Annotated in this window: 18 protein-coding genes; 4 read left to right on the plus strand and 14 right to left on the minus strand. The window is 41.9% G+C overall.

The window, feature by feature from the left end; translation table 11 throughout:
• Window positions 1–40 precede the first annotated feature (40 nt).
• Window positions 41–1,381, minus strand: a complete 1,341-nt coding sequence (gene rlmD / locus CZ809_RS13975; RefSeq protein ID WP_080158213.1) for a 23S rRNA (uracil(1939)-C(5))-methyltransferase RlmD — start codon at window positions 1,379–1,381, stop codon at window positions 41–43.
• Between the two features lie 120 nt (window positions 1,382–1,501).
• Between rlmD and barA the strand changes: the two genes are divergently transcribed.
• The gene (gene barA / locus CZ809_RS13980) at window positions 1,502–4,288 is read left to right on the plus strand and encodes a two-component sensor histidine kinase BarA (RefSeq protein ID WP_080158214.1); all 2,787 of its coding nucleotides are present in this window, start codon (window positions 1,502–1,504) and stop codon (window positions 4,286–4,288) included.
• A 105-nt stretch (window positions 4,289–4,393) separates the two neighbouring features.
• On the opposite strand, the gene acpS is transcribed toward barA, so the two are convergent.
• From acpS to rpoE, 11 genes are all read right to left on the minus strand, one after another.
• Entirely contained in the window at window positions 4,394–4,774 is a 381-nt protein-coding gene (gene acpS / locus CZ809_RS13985; RefSeq protein ID WP_080158215.1) for a holo-ACP synthase, read from the minus strand.
• Complete coding sequence (gene pdxJ, locus CZ809_RS13990) at window positions 4,774–5,505, minus strand: pyridoxine 5'-phosphate synthase (RefSeq protein ID WP_080158216.1); 732 nt, start codon at window positions 5,503–5,505, stop codon at window positions 4,774–4,776. The genes acpS and pdxJ overlap by 1 nt, the downstream gene beginning before the upstream one ends.
• Window positions 5,502–6,212: a DNA repair protein RecO gene (recO, locus tag CZ809_RS13995; protein ID WP_080158217.1), complete on the minus strand. Its 711-nt coding sequence runs from the start codon at window positions 6,210–6,212 to the stop codon at window positions 5,502–5,504. The genes pdxJ and recO overlap by 4 nt, the downstream gene beginning before the upstream one ends.
• An 8-nt stretch (window positions 6,213–6,220) precedes the next feature.
• Window positions 6,221–7,126 (minus strand): GTPase Era, encoded by a 906-nt coding sequence (gene era / locus CZ809_RS14000; protein WP_080158218.1) that lies wholly within the window; start codon window positions 7,124–7,126, stop codon window positions 6,221–6,223.
• Entirely contained in the window at window positions 7,123–7,797 is a 675-nt protein-coding gene (gene rnc / locus CZ809_RS14005; RefSeq protein WP_080158219.1) for a ribonuclease III, read from the minus strand. The genes era and rnc overlap by 4 nt, the downstream gene beginning before the upstream one ends.
• Before the next feature lie 10 nt (window positions 7,798–7,807).
• A complete protein-coding gene (gene lepB, locus CZ809_RS14010; protein ID WP_080158220.1) occupies window positions 7,808–8,707 on the minus strand; it encodes a signal peptidase I in 900 nt (299 codons plus the stop codon).
• A 146-nt stretch (window positions 8,708–8,853) separates the two neighbouring features.
• On the minus strand, window positions 8,854–10,650 hold the full coding sequence (gene lepA / locus CZ809_RS14015) for a translation elongation factor 4 (protein ID WP_080158221.1): 1,797 nt from the start codon (window positions 10,648–10,650) through the stop codon (window positions 8,854–8,856).
• Window positions 10,651–10,725: 75 nt separating this feature from the next.
• On the minus strand, window positions 10,726–11,223 hold the full coding sequence (locus CZ809_RS14020; protein WP_080158222.1) for a SoxR reducing system RseC family protein: 498 nt from the start codon (window positions 11,221–11,223) through the stop codon (window positions 10,726–10,728).
• Between the two features lie 2 nt (window positions 11,224–11,225).
• Entirely contained in the window at window positions 11,226–12,212 is a 987-nt protein-coding gene (gene rseB / locus CZ809_RS14025; RefSeq protein WP_080158223.1) for a sigma-E factor regulatory protein RseB, read from the minus strand.
• Window positions 12,212–12,859 (minus strand): RseA family anti-sigma factor, encoded by a 648-nt coding sequence (locus CZ809_RS14030; protein WP_080158224.1) that lies wholly within the window; start codon window positions 12,857–12,859, stop codon window positions 12,212–12,214. The genes rseB and CZ809_RS14030 overlap by 1 nt, the downstream gene beginning before the upstream one ends.
• Before the next feature lie 26 nt (window positions 12,860–12,885).
• Window positions 12,886–13,464 (minus strand): RNA polymerase sigma factor RpoE, encoded by a 579-nt coding sequence (gene rpoE / locus CZ809_RS14035; RefSeq protein ID WP_080158225.1) that lies wholly within the window; start codon window positions 13,462–13,464, stop codon window positions 12,886–12,888.
• 520 nt (window positions 13,465–13,984) lie between these two features.
• Here rpoE and nadB point away from each other — a divergent pair.
• A complete protein-coding gene (nadB, locus tag CZ809_RS14040) occupies window positions 13,985–15,601 on the plus strand; it encodes an L-aspartate oxidase (protein ID WP_080158226.1) in 1,617 nt (538 codons plus the stop codon).
• A 59-nt stretch (window positions 15,602–15,660) separates the two neighbouring features.
• Here nadB and CZ809_RS14045 read toward each other — a convergent pair whose 3' ends face one another.
• The gene (locus CZ809_RS14045; RefSeq protein ID WP_158258950.1) at window positions 15,661–16,095 is read right to left on the minus strand and encodes a protein YgfX; all 435 of its coding nucleotides are present in this window, start codon (window positions 16,093–16,095) and stop codon (window positions 15,661–15,663) included.
• Complete coding sequence (locus CZ809_RS14050; RefSeq protein ID WP_080158228.1) at window positions 16,064–16,324, minus strand: FAD assembly factor SdhE; 261 nt, start codon at window positions 16,322–16,324, stop codon at window positions 16,064–16,066. Before CZ809_RS14050 ends, CZ809_RS14045 begins: the two co-directional genes overlap by 32 nt.
• Before the next feature lie 251 nt (window positions 16,325–16,575).
• Between CZ809_RS14050 and ygfZ the strand changes: the two genes are divergently transcribed.
• Together ygfZ and CZ809_RS14060 are read left to right on the plus strand one after the other, a co-directional pair.
• Entirely contained in the window at window positions 16,576–17,556 is a 981-nt protein-coding gene (gene ygfZ / locus CZ809_RS14055) for a tRNA-modifying protein YgfZ (protein WP_080158229.1), read from the plus strand.
• Window positions 17,546–18,031: an aminoacyl-tRNA deacylase gene (locus tag CZ809_RS14060; protein ID WP_199190803.1), complete on the plus strand. Its 486-nt coding sequence runs from the start codon at window positions 17,546–17,548 to the stop codon at window positions 18,029–18,031. Before ygfZ ends, CZ809_RS14060 begins: the two co-directional genes overlap by 11 nt.
• Window positions 18,032–18,090: the final 59 nt, after the last annotated feature.

Here is an 18,090-nt window from a genome sequence, read left to right on the forward strand (position 1 = left end):
CCTGTTTTCTATTTAATGGCAATAGCAGTAATTGCTATAACTATTTTTTCTGCTTTTTTTGAGCCTTTACAAACAATGCCATAGATTCTAAATGCCCAGTGTGTGGGAACATATCCAACATACCAAGGCGCTCTAATTGATAACCTTTTTGCAATAACACTTGGCTATCACGAGCCAATGTTGCGGGATTACATGATACATAAACCACTTTATTCGGTGCTAGCTTAACCACATGATCCATCACTCCAGCAGCACCTGCACGCGCAGGATCGAGTAAAATTTTATCAAATTGCTCTTGTGCCCACACCAATTTAGTCACATCTTGTTCTAAATTCGCTTGATAAAAAGTGGCATTATATTGCGCATTAGCTTGAGCATTGTCTGTCGCGCGTAAAACCATATCATCAATGCCTTCAACCCCAACCACCGCTTTAGCATATTTTGCTAATGGCAGGCTAAAGTTACCTAGACCACAGAATAAATCTAACACTCTATCTTGTGGCTGAACATCAAGCCATTTAATCGCTTGTGCTACCATTTTAATGTTCACATCACGATTGACTTGAATAAAATCTTTAGGTGAAAACGTCAGTTTAAGATCATCAATTTCATAGTAAGGTTGTTCACCATGAGATTGAATAAGTTGATCGGTTTCTGGCGCTAAAAACAACATCACATTGTGTTGGATAGCAAATGCATCAATAAGTGCACTATCGTCAGCATTAAAAGGCGCAAGATGGCGAATTAACACCACACAACCATTATCAGCATGGGTCAATTCAATATGACCAACAAAACGGCGGCCTTTTAGATTTTGTAATAACTCGCGTAATGACGGTAATAAATCATTCAACGGCTGAGCTAATACTGGACACAGATTAACATTAACAATGTCATTACTTTGCTTTTTGCGGAAACCAAATTGTAACTGACCGTTATTTTCAACACGCACGGCAAAACGAGCACAACGACGATAATGCAACGGCTCACTGATAATTGGTGGCTGCTGAATACAATCAGCTTGATCAATAACAGCAAACTTTTCCATCAGTTCACTCAGCGCTTGCTGTTTAGCTGTCACTTGGCCTTGATGCGATAAATGCTGCAAATTACAACCGCCACACTGGTCATAGATCGCACAATGGGGTTTAATACGGGCATTACTGTCTGAAAGGCGCTTAATCACTTTAGCACGAGCATAATTTTTTTTATCTTCCGTTAACTGTACTACCGCCGTTTCAGTGGGAAGTAAGCCATCAACAAAGACAGATTTGCCCTGTAGATGACCAATACCAGCACCGAGGTGATCTAAGCGGCTAATCGTGATTTCTTTATGTTTGGTGTCAGTTGTACGTTTTTGAGGCTTAAAAAAGCGTGCCATAGTGTTTTGCTCACTGTTCAGACATTGAGTATTTGTTGCATAGCCCTAGTTTATTTAAACTAGGAATATAGATGGGTGCTAATTCTCCCACAGAATCGCTTGCTTGTAATTAAGAGAACCATGACCAAATATGGACTTCGTGCCAGGGTCTTTACCCTGACATTAGCACCAACACTGATAATCGGCCTGTTATTGAGCGCTTTTTTTACCATGAGCCGCTATCAAGATCTTGAACATCAATTGATTTCAACAGGTACCAGTATTATTGAGCCGTTAGCAATTTCGGCTGAATATGGCATGACCGAAAAGAATCGGGAGGCTATTCGACGCCTGATCGGTTACACCCATCGTAAACATTCCGACATTATTCGAAGCATTGCTGTTTTTACGGATCACAATAAAATTTTTGCGACCTCTAACTTTCACCGTAATTTTGCTTCTTTTATGTATCCAGACGATAAGCCAATTCCACGTTTGCTTGATACTCAGCTCAACGATAATACCCTTATTTTACGTACCCCTATTTTAACTGAAGGCCAATTTGGTTCAAATACGAGTGCTAGCTCACTAGGGAAACCATTGGGTTATATCGCCATTGAACTTGATCTCAGTTCATTACGATTACAACAATATCAAGAAGTGTTTACCGCTCTAATGGTATTACTGCTTGGACTTAGCCTATCGTCTTTGTTTGCTTATCGGTTAATGCAAGATGTGACCCGTCCCATTTCTCATATGATCAGTGTCGTTGATAGAATTCGACGTGGACACCTTGATGTTCGAATCGAAGGTCAGCTCCTTGGTGAACTTGATACCCTTAAAAACGGTATCAATGCGATGGCAATTTCACTGTCTGAATATCATATTGAAATGCAACAAAGTATTGATCAGGCCACTTCCGATTTACGTGAAACTCTTGAACAACTTGAAATTCAAAACGTTGAGTTAGATATTGCCAAAAAACGGGCTCAAGAAGCGGCACGGGTTAAGTCTGAATTCTTAGCCAACATGTCACACGAATTACGTACCCCACTTAATGGTGTGATTGGTTTTACTCGTCAAATGTTAAAAACCAAGCTCAACACCAACCAACAAGATTATCTACTGACGATTGAAAACTCGGCCAACAACCTGCTCACCATCATCAATGATATTTTAGACTTCTCAAAACTAGAAGCAGGTAAATTATTATTAGAAAATATACCGTTTGATTTCACTGATGCACTTGATGATGTGATGCGTCTACTTGCACCAAGTGCCCATGAGAAAGGCTTAGAATTAACCCTTAAAATTGACACTCGTATACCACCAAGCTTAATTGGTGATCCATTGCGTATCCAGCAAGTGGTCACTAACTTAATCGGTAACGCGGTTAAGTTTACTGAAACAGGCAATATTGATGTATCTGTCGAGCTCAAATCTGAGCATGATAATAATATCGAACTGCAATTTATGGTGCGTGATACTGGTATCGGTATTTCAGAACGTCAACAAGCCCAGCTCTTCCAAGCCTTTAGCCAAGCTGATGCGAGTATCTCTCGTCGTTATGGCGGCACCGGTTTAGGGCTAGTGATCACCCAGAAACTGGTCAGCCAAATGGGGGGCCAAGTCAGCTTGACGAGTCGTCTTCACCAAGGTTCGACATTCTGGTTTAGCATTCGCATGCACAAAACAGATTTACCCGTATCACAACTTATTGATACAACATCATTAATGGGTAAAAAATTACTGCTTATCGAGCCCAATATGCAAGCCGCCTCGGTGGTCCAGCAGCGGCTAATTAATGCTGGGGTTCATGTGACTTATCGCTCAACCATGCCGGAAGATATTGAACACCATGATTTTGCATTATTGTGTTTATCGCCATGTGAACAACCACCGACAGCAGTCTTATTTAATCATGTCTTTAAAGCCGAGCAGATTGCCGACAAAGTTCTGGTTTGCTTACCGACAACTGAGCTCGCACTATCAGAAAAACTAACTAATACCGGGGTTGAGATTTGCCTTGGTAAGCCAATTGCTTCACGTAAGCTGTTTGAAGCATTATGCGATAACAACGACGAACATAATGAACCAGAGCTCCCTGCATTAACTACGCCACCGGCGCCAATTCAAGCATTAACGGTCATGGCGGTTGATGATAACCCTGCCAACTTAAAGTTAATTTCAGCCCTGTTAGGTGAACGTGTCGAAACCGTGATCACTGCCACTGGCGGTAAAAAAGCGGTTGAATATGCTCACCAAAAAACATTTGATCTGATCTTTATGGATATTCAAATGCCAGAAATGGACGGCGTGACCGCTTGCCAAGAAATACATAAAACTAACCTCAACCACAATACGCCGATTATTGCCGTCACAGCCCATGCAATGGCTGGTGAACGAGAGCGATTAATCAATGCGGGAATGGATGATTATCTTACCAAGCCTATTGAAGAGCATATTTTGCAGCAAATTTTGGCGAAGTGGATCTCACCAAGTGATCATCAAGGTGTGGCATCAATATCCTCCTCCAATACCACCATTGATATTATTCAAGCGCAGCAAGATACACCATTAACCATTGATAATAGTATTAGTTTTGATTGGTCACTGGCACTTAAACAAGCGGCAGGCAAAGAAGATTTAGCTCGTGACATGCTGCAAATGCTATTGGATTATATGCCTGAGGTGGAATTATTAGTCAATGAAGCGCTGGATGGTAAACAAGTCGAGTTATGGCCTTCAATCCATAAACTTCACGGTAGCTGTGCTTACAGTGGCGTACCACGCTTAAAATACCTCTGCCATACTATTGAGACCGAGCTAAAAGCAAATGCAGCCATGGTAGATATTGAGCCAGAACTATTAGAGCTTATTGATGAAATGGACAATGTGGTTAAAGCTTCTAAGCAATATCGGCATTAATACTACGCTTATCTGATACCATTATATGATCATCAATAAGATGATAACAAAAAAGCGCTAGCTGATAAGGCTAGCGCTTTTTTATCAGCTATCATTACGATGAGATCAACTTTCAATGATCACGGTTGCTACTGCATAACGACGCTCATCGGCAATAGTCAGATGCACGTGTTGTCCTCCCATTGCGGTCAGTAATAATAATGCCTGACCTGAGAAAGTAACCAATGGCTTACCACGCTCATCGTTAGTCACGCTAAAATCTTGAAAAGATACGCCACACGCAATCCCAGTTCCTAATGCTTTAGAGGCCGCTTCTTTAACCGCAAACCGCTTTGCTACAAACCGAGCGCGTAGCTTTAATCGATAGTATTGTTCAAGTTCAGAGGCTGATAACACCCGCTCAGCAAACCCATCGCCAGTGCGAGTGAGCACTTTTTCAATCCGTTCAATTTCAACGATATCAGTCCCTAAACCTAAAATAGCCATTAACCACGCGCTTCCTGCATTAATGAACGCATATCTGTGACCGCTTTTTCAAGGCCATCAAACATTGCACGTCCCATAATAGAATGACCAATATTAAGTTCATACAGCTCAGGTAACGCGGCGATAGCTTTAACGTTATGATAAGTTAAACCGTGCCCGGCATTGACTTTAATTCCTAGACTCGCAGCATAGGTTGCTGCCACTGCAATTTTTTCAAGCTCCGCGGCTTGAATTTCTTCAGTGGTCGCATCGGCATAATGACCAGTATGTAATTCAATAAATGGCGCACCTGTCGCTAACGCAGCATCAATCTGCCGTTTATCAGCATCAATAAATAACGACACTTTAATACCAACCGCCGCAAGTTTGGCTGTTGCTGCTGTGATTTTCTCACATTGCCCCGCAACATCTAAACCGCCTTCAGTGGTAAGTTCCGCACGTTTTTCAGGTACTAAACACACGTATTCAGGTTGAGTTTCAATTGCAATCGCCACCATTTCATCAGTGACCGCCATTTCTAAGTTCATCCGTGTTTGTAATGTTTCTCGTAAAATTCGAACATCACGATCATTAATATGGCGACGATCTTCACGCAGATGCACCGTAATACCATCAGCACCCGCGCGCTCTGCCACTTCGGCAGCATGAACAGGATCAGGGTAACGTGTACCACGAGCATTACGTAACGTTGCAATATGATCGATATTAACACCCAGTAGAATGTTGTTCATTTTCCGATACTCCTTGTTCGAGGGAGAAACAATTCCCGACTTTTTAATGGCTTTGAACCAAGATACGGCTTTAGTGCTATGCGTGTAAAGCGCTTCGCCGCACGAAGTTGTTCAGGGGTTTCAAAACATCTCGCAGCAAGTGCTTTTAATTCATTACCTCGAAAAGTCAATTGGGTTATTTTCATTGAGGCAATAAAACCACGTTGTTCGCGGTAGTTGTATGTCATCAGATCATCAACGGCTAATCCACTTCCTGCACAATGTAGAAAATCGATACCGTAGCCAAGGTGATGCAATAAAGCGAGTTCAAAACGCCGCAATGCTGGTTCTGGATTATCCGCTTGTGCAAGCTCACGTAACACATTCAAATAATCAAGAAACAACACCGGATAAGGGGTGTGATTTTCTAATACTCGCGCAAGAACTTCATTAACGTACATCGCGGAATATAAAATATAGCTGCGCAGTGGCAAGCCGATACTGATAGGCTCAGCATGGGTAAGGACAGGCATACTTCCTTTACCACTCCATTTCATAAACAATGGCGTGAAAGGTTGTAATGTACCTTTAAGATTAGAACGCTTACGACGCGCGCCTTTAGCAAGTAGGGTAAGACGGCCATAATCCTCGCTAAATACATCGAGGATCAGGCTCGTCTCACTATAATGACGATAATGAAGGACAAAACAACGCTGTAAGCCCTCCATTACTATCCTTATAGATCGTCAATGTAACCTAAGCTGCGCAATGCACGTTCGTCATCTGCCCAACCTGATTTCACTTTAACCCAAAGTTCTAAATACACTTTGCGTTCAAATAGATCTTCCATATCTAAACGGGCTTCACGACCAATAACTTTGATCTTATCGCCGCCTTTACCGATCACCATTTTCTTCTGGCCTTTACGCTCAACCAAAATCAAACCATTGATATCAAAACCATTAGTTTCAGGGTTGAAATCAAAACGCTCAATTTCAACGGTGACTGAATATGGTAATTCTTCACCTGTAAAGCGCATTAGTTTTTCACGAATAATTTCTGACGCCATAAAGCGCTGTGAACGATCCGTTACATACTCTTCAGGGAAGTAGTATTCACATTCAGGTAAATGATCATGAACAATTTTTTCAATTGCCGCAATGTTGGTGCCTTTCTTTGCCGACATTGGAATAACATCAACAAACGGCATTTTTTTCGCTAATTCCTGCAAATGCGGGAATAACTCATGCTTTTCTTTAATGTTGTCGACTTTGTTGATCAACAATACTGTTGGCAGCTCACTTTTCATAAGCTTATTCAGTACCATCTCATCATCAGCCGTCCACGTTGTGCCATCAACAAGGAATAGCACTAATTCAACGTCGGTTAATGAACTGCTAGCAGCACGGTTCATTAAACGGTTAATCACACGTTTTTCTTCAATGTGCAAACCTGGAGTATCAATATAAACAGCTTGATACCCATCACGAGTGTCAACACCCATAATACGGTGACGTGTCGTTTGAGGTTTACGTGAAGTGATAGACAGTTTTTGTCCCACTAAACGGTTAAGCAAGGTTGATTTTCCGACGTTCGGTCGACCAACGATGGCAATAAAGCCACAATGTTGTTTATCTGTCATGATTCCAACTGATTAAGTGCAATTTCTGCTGCTGCCTGCTCTGCCTTGCGCCGACTGCCGCCTTTACCAATTACAGGCTCATCCAAACCTGTGACATCACACTGTACAGTGAACTCTTGGTTATGAGCTTCACCTTGTACCTTAGTTACAGTATATGCAGGTAATGGTAAACGGCGACCTTGTAAGCATTCTTGCAGGCGTGTTTTTGGATCTTTTTGGTTGATGCCTGGTTCAATTGTATCAAGACGTGATTTATACCAAGCCAATACGACTTGACGCACTGTCTCAACATCACTATCTAGATAAACCGCGCCAATGATTGCTTCAACACAGTCAGCCAAAATAGAATCACGACGGAAACCGCCACTTTTCAGTTCGCCTGGGCCCAATAGTAAGTAATCGCCTAGTTCGAACTCACGTCCTAACTCTGCCAAGGTCTTACCACGAACTAGTGTTGCGCGCATTCGGCTCATATCACCTTCATCCACATTAGGAAAACGGTGATATAAGTCATCAGCAACAACAAAACTTAAAATAGAATCGCCTAGAAACTCTAGGCGCTCGTTGTGGGTGCCATTAGCACTGCGATGTGTCAGTGCTAATGTCATCAACTCACAATTATTAAACTGGTAGCCCAGCTTGCGCTGGAGCCTATTCGCTGGAGTTGTCATTTTCTCTCGATTATTTAATGCTACCGATACGATTAAAACGTACGCCGGTAGGGATCCAAGATGGAAGTAAACTATCAGGCTTGCGATCAAAATCAAAGCTCATCCAAATAGCTACCGCCTTGCCGACTAAGTTCGCTTCTGGTACAAAACCCCAGTAACGACTATCAGCACTATTGTCACGGTTGTCACCCATAACAAAATATTCACCTTTTGGTACAATCCACTCACCGATCCCTGGGCGAGGTACGTAAGCCATACGGTTATCACGTCGCGATGGATTGATCAAAATATGATGATTTACATCACCAAGGTGTTCGTTATATTCAATCAGACGTGTCATACCTTGGGTAAATTCACTGTCTTTCATGTTCGTTAATTTCACAGGCTTACAAACAGAAGTGCCTTGTGGCTGAATGCATAGTTTTTTGTCAACACTGTAACGAATTAAATCACCTGGTAAACCAACAACACGTTTAATGTAATCAATCTTTGGATTAGGTGGGTAACGGAATACAATCACATCACCACGTTTAGGCTCACCAGTATTTAAAAATTTATGATCAAAAACAGGATCACGTAACCCGTAAGCAAATTTTTGAACCAGAATGAAATCACCCACATACAGGGTTGGTAACATTGACTTTGATGGAATCTGGAACGGTTCATAAATAAATGAACGGAAGATCATGATCAATGCAATAACAGGAAACATTGAGCTTGCAGACTCAACCCAACTAGGCTGAGGTGCAACACGTGCAATTACTTCAGCATCAACTTGACTACCGGCTTTTTCAGCTGCGGCTGCAATTTTTAATTGTCGCTTCGGTGCCCATAGAAATTTATCTAGCGCCCAAATAATACCGGTAAAGATCGTCGCTAAGACCAGTATTATTGAAAATGTATTTGCCATGTTATCCCTTAGGTTTAACGCAATTAACCACAACCATTTGTTTATTGTGACTAATTTAAAACTTCTAAGTAAAAGAAAGTGCTATTTAACAGGTTAAATAAGCACTTTCTAATTACGTCTAGACTGTTATAAACAAAGAAAGGTTACTACTTATCTTTGCCCACATGAAGAATCGCTAAGAAAGCTTCTTGTGGTAATTCAACATTACCAATTTGCTTCATGCGCTTCTTACCGTCTTTCTGTTTCTGTAGTAGCTTCTTCTTACGGCTAATATCGCCACCATAACATTTTGCGATTACGTTTTTACGCAATTGCTTCACGGTTGAACGTGCAATGATATGAGCACCAATAGCGGCTTGAATAGCAATATCAAACATTTGACGAGGGATAAATTCTTTCATTTTCTCAACAACATCACGACCACGGGTCTGTGAGTTTTCTTTATGAGTAATGATAGCTAACGCATCAACACGCTCGCCGTTCAATAGAATATCGACTCGAACCATGTCTGATTCTTGGTAACGCTGGAAATTGTAATCTAGCGATGCATAACCACGCGAGGTTGATTTCAAACGGTCAAAGAAATCCAGTACCACTTCTGACATCGGAATATCATAAGTTAAGGCTACTTGATTGCCGTGATAAACCATATCAACTTGCGTACCACGCTTTTCAATACATAGGGTAATAACATTACCTAAGTATTCGCTTGGTACCAGAATATTACAGCGAGCAATAGGCTCACCCATAATTTCAATGTCATTGACAGCCGGTAATTTTGACGGACTATCAACATACAACATGGTGCCGTCAGTTTTCTTCACTTCATATACTACTGTTGGTGCAGTAGTAATCAAGTTCAGATCATATTCACGCTCTAGACGCTCTTGAATAATCTCCATGTGGAGCATACCCAAGAAACCACAACGGAAACCAAAACCAAGTGCTGTCGAGCTTTCTGGTTCATAAAACAGTGACGCATCGTTTAGGCTTAATTTACCTAACGCATCACGGAAGTTTTCGTAATCATCAGATGATACTGGGAACAAACCTGCGTATACCTGAGGTTTTACTTTCTTAAAGCCAGGTAATGCTGTCTCACAACCGCCTTTAGCTAGCGTTAATGTATCACCAACTGGCGCACCTAGAATGTCTTTAATACCACAAACAACCCAGCCAACTTCGCCAGTATTTAGTTCAGTAGTATCAATTTGTTTTGGTGTAAAGATACCAAGACGATCAACACCCCAGATTTGACCTGTGGTCATCACTTTAATTTTGTCGTTTTTCTTTAGCTTACCGTTTTTAACACGCACCAAAGATACAACACCTAAGTAATTATCAAACCATGAGTCAATAATTAGTGCTTGTAGTGGTGCGTCAGGATCACCCTCAGGTGCAGGAATTGCTTCAACGATTTTTTCTAAAACTTCGTCAACACCAATACCTGTTTTTGCTGAACAACGCACAGCATCAAGCGCATCAATACCAACAATGTCTTCAATTTCTTCGGCTACACGCTCAGGATCGGCAGCAGGAAGGTCGATTTTATTTAAAATCGGCACTACTTCCAAGTCCATTTCCATAGCGGTATAACAGTTAGCTAAAGTCTGAGCTTCTACGCCCTGACCCGCATCAACGACCAACAATGCACCTTCACAAGCTGCAAGTGAACGCGATACTTCATACGAGAAGTCAACGTGTCCAGGGGTGTCGATAAAGTTTAATTGATAAGTTTCACCATCTTTAGCCGTGTAATCAAGCGTAACGCTCTGGGCTTTGATAGTAATACCGCGTTCGCGTTCAAGATCCATTGAATCTAAAACCTGTGCAGCCATTTCTCGATCAGAAAGGCCGCCACAGACTTGAATTAGACGGTCGGATAAGGTCGACTTACCATGGTCGATATGTGCGATAATCGAAAAGTTACGAATGTGCTTCATGAATGGCGTGACTGCTCGTGATTAAAATGAATGGGATCTTACGATCAAGTTGACGGATTCTACCGAATTTAAACGCTACTCGCTATCTTTCGATGCGGCATTTATCAGCTTATCTGCTGAAATGGGTAACCCTAGCACTCGAATAAGGCTTGGTTTGTAGGCTGCATCCCCATCGAATTTCTTGGCATAATAGCGTGCAATCATTAATCCTACTGTGGTAGCAACAGCAGCCGACACAATAACACCGAGTTGGTTACTGGCTGCTAAATCAATAAAAATGTATTGTCCAACTAAACTGCCGCCAATTAAAAATAGCAGCGGCAACATATAAACTAATAATGCTGAACTCAACATACTACGCTCAGACAAGCCGATTTCAACCACTTGTCCGAGGGTTATTTTTTCATTGGTCGCAATATTTATCTGATGAGAACGCCCAGGCATGGCTTTTGTCACAATACCTGTGCCGCAACTATCACTCGAAGCACAATGACCACAACTGGTTTGTTGCTGACAACTCACGGTTATATGGCCGGCTTCAACAGCGACAACCGTCGCTAATGTTCTCATCATGATTATTTACTCGTTTGGGTAACCTCAGCTTTAGTATTATCAAAGGTTACATTTTCTGCAATTCGTCGCGCCGTTTCTGGTGGTATATCACCGACAACTGTTATTTCTTTGTTGCCATCAACTCTAGTGGTTAAGGTACGACGTCCTTGACGAACTAATTGTCCTCGCCCAACAAAATTATCCACATCAGAAACATACACAGAGAAACTAAATAAACCATCACTGTACATTCGGCTTTCAACCGCACGTTCAGTTAATAATAATCGATGACGATTACCAGCAATTAATGTGAAACCATTTGGTAACCACTTCACGGCCCATTCAAGTTTTTTCTGTGGCTGTTGTGGCAATTGTACCACAGCTGGCAATTTAACTTGATCAAGCTTACTGAGCATTTCGGCAACTTTAGGGTTCACAACAAATGAGACCACTCTAAATTGCTCAAGTAGGTCACCTTCACGATCCAATAAATCAGCTCGCATCACTAAGTGCGTAGTTTGATCAATCCACAATAAATAAGAATAGCGATTGCCATCTTTAGGGGCAACACGAACAACATCACAAGCAACACCCGCTTCACGAGCGCGTCCCATGGCAATAAAATCGTAGAAATTAGCCAGTCGATCTATATTGGCTTTCATTAGCGGCAATATTGGCGCGACCATTTTATTACTTTTAATGGTAAAAGGATCAAGCCCCGGCTCAAAGTAACTAACTTCATCACCCCGTTGAATCACCTCTTGTGGTGGACCACTAAGAAACAACAAGTGCGCGTAACTTTGACCATTCTCTAACGCATGCCGATAACGCAAGGTATCAATGCTATTTTTCTTAACCCAAATGTATGACATCTCATAACTAAGATCTCGACTGGCTTGGCCCATTTGATGCAACAAAGCCTCTGTTGAAGGTTTAACCGCTTCAGCAGAGGCTTGGAGTGGCAATAATAGGCTGACCAATGCAAGCGCACCGACCAGTATTTTTTTCATTAATCCGCCACTGATTTATTAGGATGTAGCTGTGAATGATCAATACTGCCATCTTCAGCATTGAAGCGAAGCTGCAGTTCATAATCTTGTAACATCGAATTAATTCGACGTCGTTGTTCCATTAACTGTGATTCAGATGGTGTCTGATTATTATCAACCATACTGGTATTTAAGCTCACAGGTTCAGCTTTACCTGTAAATGGAATAGTTTGTAGTACTGGTACATCATTACTGGTTGTCGTTGTAAGGTTGCTACCATTACCGTCATATTGTTGAACGCCAACAATTACCGCTAATGAAACACATGCAGCCACTGCAACCTGACCAAACTGGGATAGCCAAGCGGGTAATGTCCGCTTCGCTTTAAATGGGGTCGGTTGTTCTTCAGTAATCATCGGCTGAGTAACAGTCTCAATATGCGTGATCACAGCACCTGTGTGTGCCGGTTCAGCCTCTAACGCTAACGCGACATTTCCTGCAATATTCCATTGTTTGCATTGCGGTGCATCGCCACGCATAACATCACCAATTAAGTTGAAGTCATGCCAACTTTGCTCGCTATTTTTGTCAACGGTCAGCGCATTGATAATGCTCTGATCCAAATCTTCGCCATCAAGCAATGCCGAAATTTTTTCTTTATCAGCCATTTTTTCCACCGTTTGGTGCAACATAATTATTGTTGCATAAGGGGACGAATACGTTTTTCGACCATCTCTCGAGCACGGAATATACGTGAGCGAACTGTACCTACTGGACATCCCATTACTTCAGCGATTTCCTCATAGCTTAGACCATCCAGTTCACGCAATGAGATCGCTGTTTTAAGATCATCGGGTAATGCTTCAATCGTACTAAAAACAACCCGTCTTAATTCTTCAGACAACATTTGGTTCTCAGGGTTCGAAATTTCTTTAAGCGCATTTCCACTTTCATAATATTCCGCGTCTTCGGCATCTACATCAGATGCAGGCGGACGACGCCCCTGAGCAACTAAATAATTTTTTGCTGTATTAACCGCGATGCGATAAAGCCACGTATAAAATGCACTTTCACCACGAAATGTAGGTAAGGCGCGATATGCTTTAATGAACGCTTCTTGGGCAACATCTGGTACATCACCAGAATTGCTAACGTAACGAGAAACAAGGTTACAAACTTTATTCTGGTACTTAATAACCAGAAGGTTGAATGCTTGCTTATCTCCCCGCTGTACTCGCTCAATTAATACCTGATCAGTTTGCTGCTCGCTCATTCGAGCGTGTACTCCCATGTCTACGGTTAGTAATATTGCATTCATCTCACGATAATTTACCCAATAATGGCGCAAATTCGTTATTGATGCACAATGGTTTATTTAGATTGTCCTGCCACTATAAGCGTTAGTCTCACCGTAAATAAAACACTGACTTATGAAATATTTATGAGCATGAGCACTACTTAAGACCGATGGATAATGGCAAAGTTCCACCGTTAAAAAAATAATTTTATATTTTGGTTACCGTTAGGTTATTCATTGTAACAAAAACACCAAAAAAACAGATCTAATCACAGCAGTCATTTTACCTGAAATAATAACACTGACGAGGATCTGTGACTGAAAAAAGTAAAAAATCACAAAGACATGAAATAATCACTGTGTTATTTGTTAACAATAATACAGCTAAAGCAGCGTATCTCAGTGATATTTATGCTACCAAAATCCAAACAAACATGCGTTTTAATAACAATTTTGGTAGCATGAAATAAGATTATCACATGGACATGTAATCACTATGAACCAACCTCATCAACACGATAGCGACATTTTAGTCATTGGTAGTGGCGCAGCAGGGTTATCGCTCGCACTCCACTTAGCGCATCTTGGTAAAGTCACAATTTTATGCAAAGGGCCACTCAGTGAAGGAGCAACCTATTATGCTCAAGGAGGTATCGCTGCCGTTTTTGATGAATCAGACAGTATTGCATCCCATGTTGAAGATACCTTAATTGCTGGTGCTCACCTTTGTGACCAAGACGTCGTACAATTTATTGCTGAAAACGCCAAGCAGTGTGTGCAATGGCTGATTGATGGTGGAGTACCCTTTGATCGTGAAGACTCAGATTCAGACGATCACCCACGTTATCACCTAACGCTTGAAGGCGGTCATAGTCATCGTCGTATTCTTCACGCTGCTGACGCCACCGGAATGGCAATGCAAACCTCACTTCAAGAACAAGCCCGCAACCACCCTAACATTACTATCCTTGAACGTCATAATGCACTTGATGTTATCACTGAGAAAAAAATAAATCCGCACTCAAAAACCAACCGAGCACTGGGTGCCTATGTATGGAATCGCGACAAAGAATGTGTTGAAACCCTCGCAGCGAAATTTGTCGTCTTAGCCACAGGTGGTGCATCTAAAGTATATCAATATACCTCAAACCCAGATGTTTCATCGGGTGATGGTATTGCTATGGCATGGCGCGCAGGCTGCCGTGTTGCTAACCTTGAGTTTAATCAATTCCACCCCACGTGTTTATTTCACCCTAAAGCACAAACCTTCTTATTAAGTGAAGCTTTACGTGGCGAAGGCGCTTATTTACGTCGCCCTGATGGCAGTCGTTTTATGCTTGATTTTGATGAACGCGCGGAACTGGCGCCACGGGATGTCGTCGCCCGTGCGATCGACTATGAAATGAAGCGTCTCGGTGCCGATTGTATGTACCTAGATATTAGCCATAAGCCTGCCGATTTTGTCAGAAACCACTTTCCAATGATCGCTGAAAAATTACAAGGCTATGGTATTGATATTACGACTGATATGATTCCAATTGTGCCCGCTGCGCACTATACCTGTGGCGGGGTCATGGTTGATAAATCAGGTAAAACCGATATTGACGGTTTATATGCCATTGGAGAAGTGAGCTATACCGGTCTGCATGGAGCTAACCGTATGGCATCAAACTCCCTACTTGAATGTGTCGTTTATGCATGGTCAGCATCACAGAATATAGAACAACAATTTAATGCCATCTTACAACCGCAACAGTTACCTTGTTGGGATGACAGCCAAGTGACCAATTCAGATGAAGAAGTGGTGATCCAACATAACTGGCATGAATTACGATTATTTATGTGGGATTACGTCGGTATTGTACGCTCAACCAAACGTTTAGAACGCGCAATGCACCGAATTGAATTACTAAAACATGAAATCGATGAGTATTACAGCCATTTCCGGGTTTCAAATAACCTGTTGGAATTACGTAATTTACTACAAGTTGCTGAACTGATTGTTCGGTGTGCGATGGCACGTAAAGAGAGTCGCGGGTTGCATTATACGCTTGATTATCCTGAACTTGATGAACAAGCAACAGCAACAATTTTAGTGCCTAACAATCATTAATCGTTAGCAATCAACTGTTTTTATTATTAATACCTGTGATGCTAATTTCAATATTAGCATCATGGTTTATTGTGGCCGGAGTCAGGTTTTAATAGCCCTAAATGGATCATCATTTTTAATTGTCGATACTGAGCTGCGTCACAACCGTCATAGCCAATAATTAACCATTGATTTCTATGGTGTGTAATCGACAACACCACCAGCCAGCGCGTAACCAGTTTAACCGCTATCACCTTTCCAGCTTGATCATACCAACGAATATTACCATCACTATAAAGCCGTAAAGGGCCTTGTTGAGCTAAATAATAGTGATAGCTTCGTTGCCATTCAAACAGCAATGCTTCAGCAAACAAGTAACTAAGTGGTAAAAATACGGGCGGGACAATCAATAAGAATAGCACTGCACTGAAGTAAGATAGACTCAGCGCAGTGTTCAGTCGCGGGGATAAGTTAAGCTTTAGATCAACGTAGCTTGCTGTTGTTATGGGCAACAATTTTATCAACCATCATCGCATGAGCTGCGTTATCACTACGCCCATGCTGCATCATCCATTTAAATAAATCAGGATCATCACATGTTAGTAGAGAAATAAAATCACGTTGCTCTTGTTCTGATAAATCATCAAAACACTCTTCAAAAAATGGCATCACCAACACGTCTAATTCAAGCATACCACGACGACATGCCCATTTTACGCGAGCTTTCTCTTCTGCACCTAACATACATAACCTCTATTGCGTGCCTAATGGCTCACTGATAATCGAATACTGTGCGTATTTCCGTTACAAATAGAGTAACAGCCATGCTCAATAACGACCATGCGCTAGCACAAATAATCCTTCAAGATGAGACCTAGCCCACCATAATCGCCCCCCACAAAAACATCCAATTAACCCATCGTGTAACCATGGTTAATTATTTTGTTCAGTTGGTATAACATAGTGTAATCATTACAGCATTTGTGGATACCATTATGAACACTTGGTCAACTCAATACACCTTTACCCCGTTCGCATTAAGCACAACTGATTCGCTACCTGATTTAGCAATGATCAACCTCAGTGATTGGGGAATGGTGACACTCGTTGGCCCTGACAGTAAGTCCTACTTACAAGGTCAGTTAACTTGTGATGTAGTGTCATTAAGCGCCGATAAATCAACCGTTGCCGGTCACTGTGATGCCAAAGGAAAATTACGCACCATTATGCGCGTTTTCCATTACCAAAATGGTTATGGTTTAGTACAACGTCAAAGTGTAATGACAAGCCAACTACCTGAATTAAAAAAATATGCGGTGTTTTCTAAAACAGAAATAACCCAAAGTTCAGCGATTATTTTAGGGCTTACAGGCACCCAAGCTCAAACCACCATTGATAGTCATTTCAATGGCGATGCCGATGTACGTCATAACGATACTGCCACGGCTATAAAAGTCGATAACGCGCGCTGGTTAATTATCACCACCGCGGAACAAGCTGACAGTGTTATCACCAACTTGGCACCAACAGCAACCTTAACAACCACTGAATTGTGGAATCTCTATGATATTAAGGCGGCACAACCTCGCATTGATAACACCACCGAACTTGAATTCATTCCTCAAGCGGTAAACTTACAAGCGGTTGATGGTATTAGCTTTAAAAAAGGCTGCTATACCGGCCAAGAAACCGTCGCCCGTGCTAAGTATCGTGGTATCAATAAACGCGCGATGTATATAGTGACAGGTGCGGCGACCCAATGCCCACAAGCGGGTGACGCATTAGAACGCAGTGTTGGTGAAAATTGGCGTAAAGGAGGTACGGTTATTTGCGGCTATCACTATGCCGATGATCAAGCAATTGCATTAGTGGTGTTACCTAACGATCTCGACGATGACAGTCAGTTCCGCTTTGCTACTACCCCTGACGCACTTTGGCATAAACTCGACTTACCGTATGATCTTAATGCCGAATAATTTGATTAATACCGCAGTAACGCAGTTACTTGATAACGAAGGGGTTGATTACCGCTTGCTGCCACACACGAAGCCGGCAAAGACCATTGCCGAAGCCGCAGCAGAACGCGGGGTTGATCCGCAGCACATGGTGAAATCGATATTACTCAAAGATATGTCAGGTTTTCATGTACTAGCATGTGTTCCAGGGCCACAATCGGTTGATCCTAAAAAGGTACGGGCGCTATTAGGTTGTCAGCGAATGACTTGTACCGATGCCACTGAAGTAGAAAAAGTCACGGGATTAGTCATCGGCACAGTGGCACCTATAGGGCTAAAGCGTCCATTAGTGATTGTTTTTGATGCCACTATAACCGCTATTGAGCATGTTAATATCAGTAGTGGTGATCGAATGGCTGGCATTGAAATCGCGACTGATGATTTATTGATATTATGTGATCCTATGGTCGCTGATATTTGTCGAGAACAGGCTTAATTAGTGACACCTAGACCAACGGTATGAATGAAAATACCGTTGGTTTACTTACTCGGTAA

Source organism: Photobacterium piscicola (genome assembly GCF_900166965.1).
GTDB lineage: Bacteria > Pseudomonadota > Gammaproteobacteria > Enterobacterales > Vibrionaceae > Photobacterium > Photobacterium piscicola.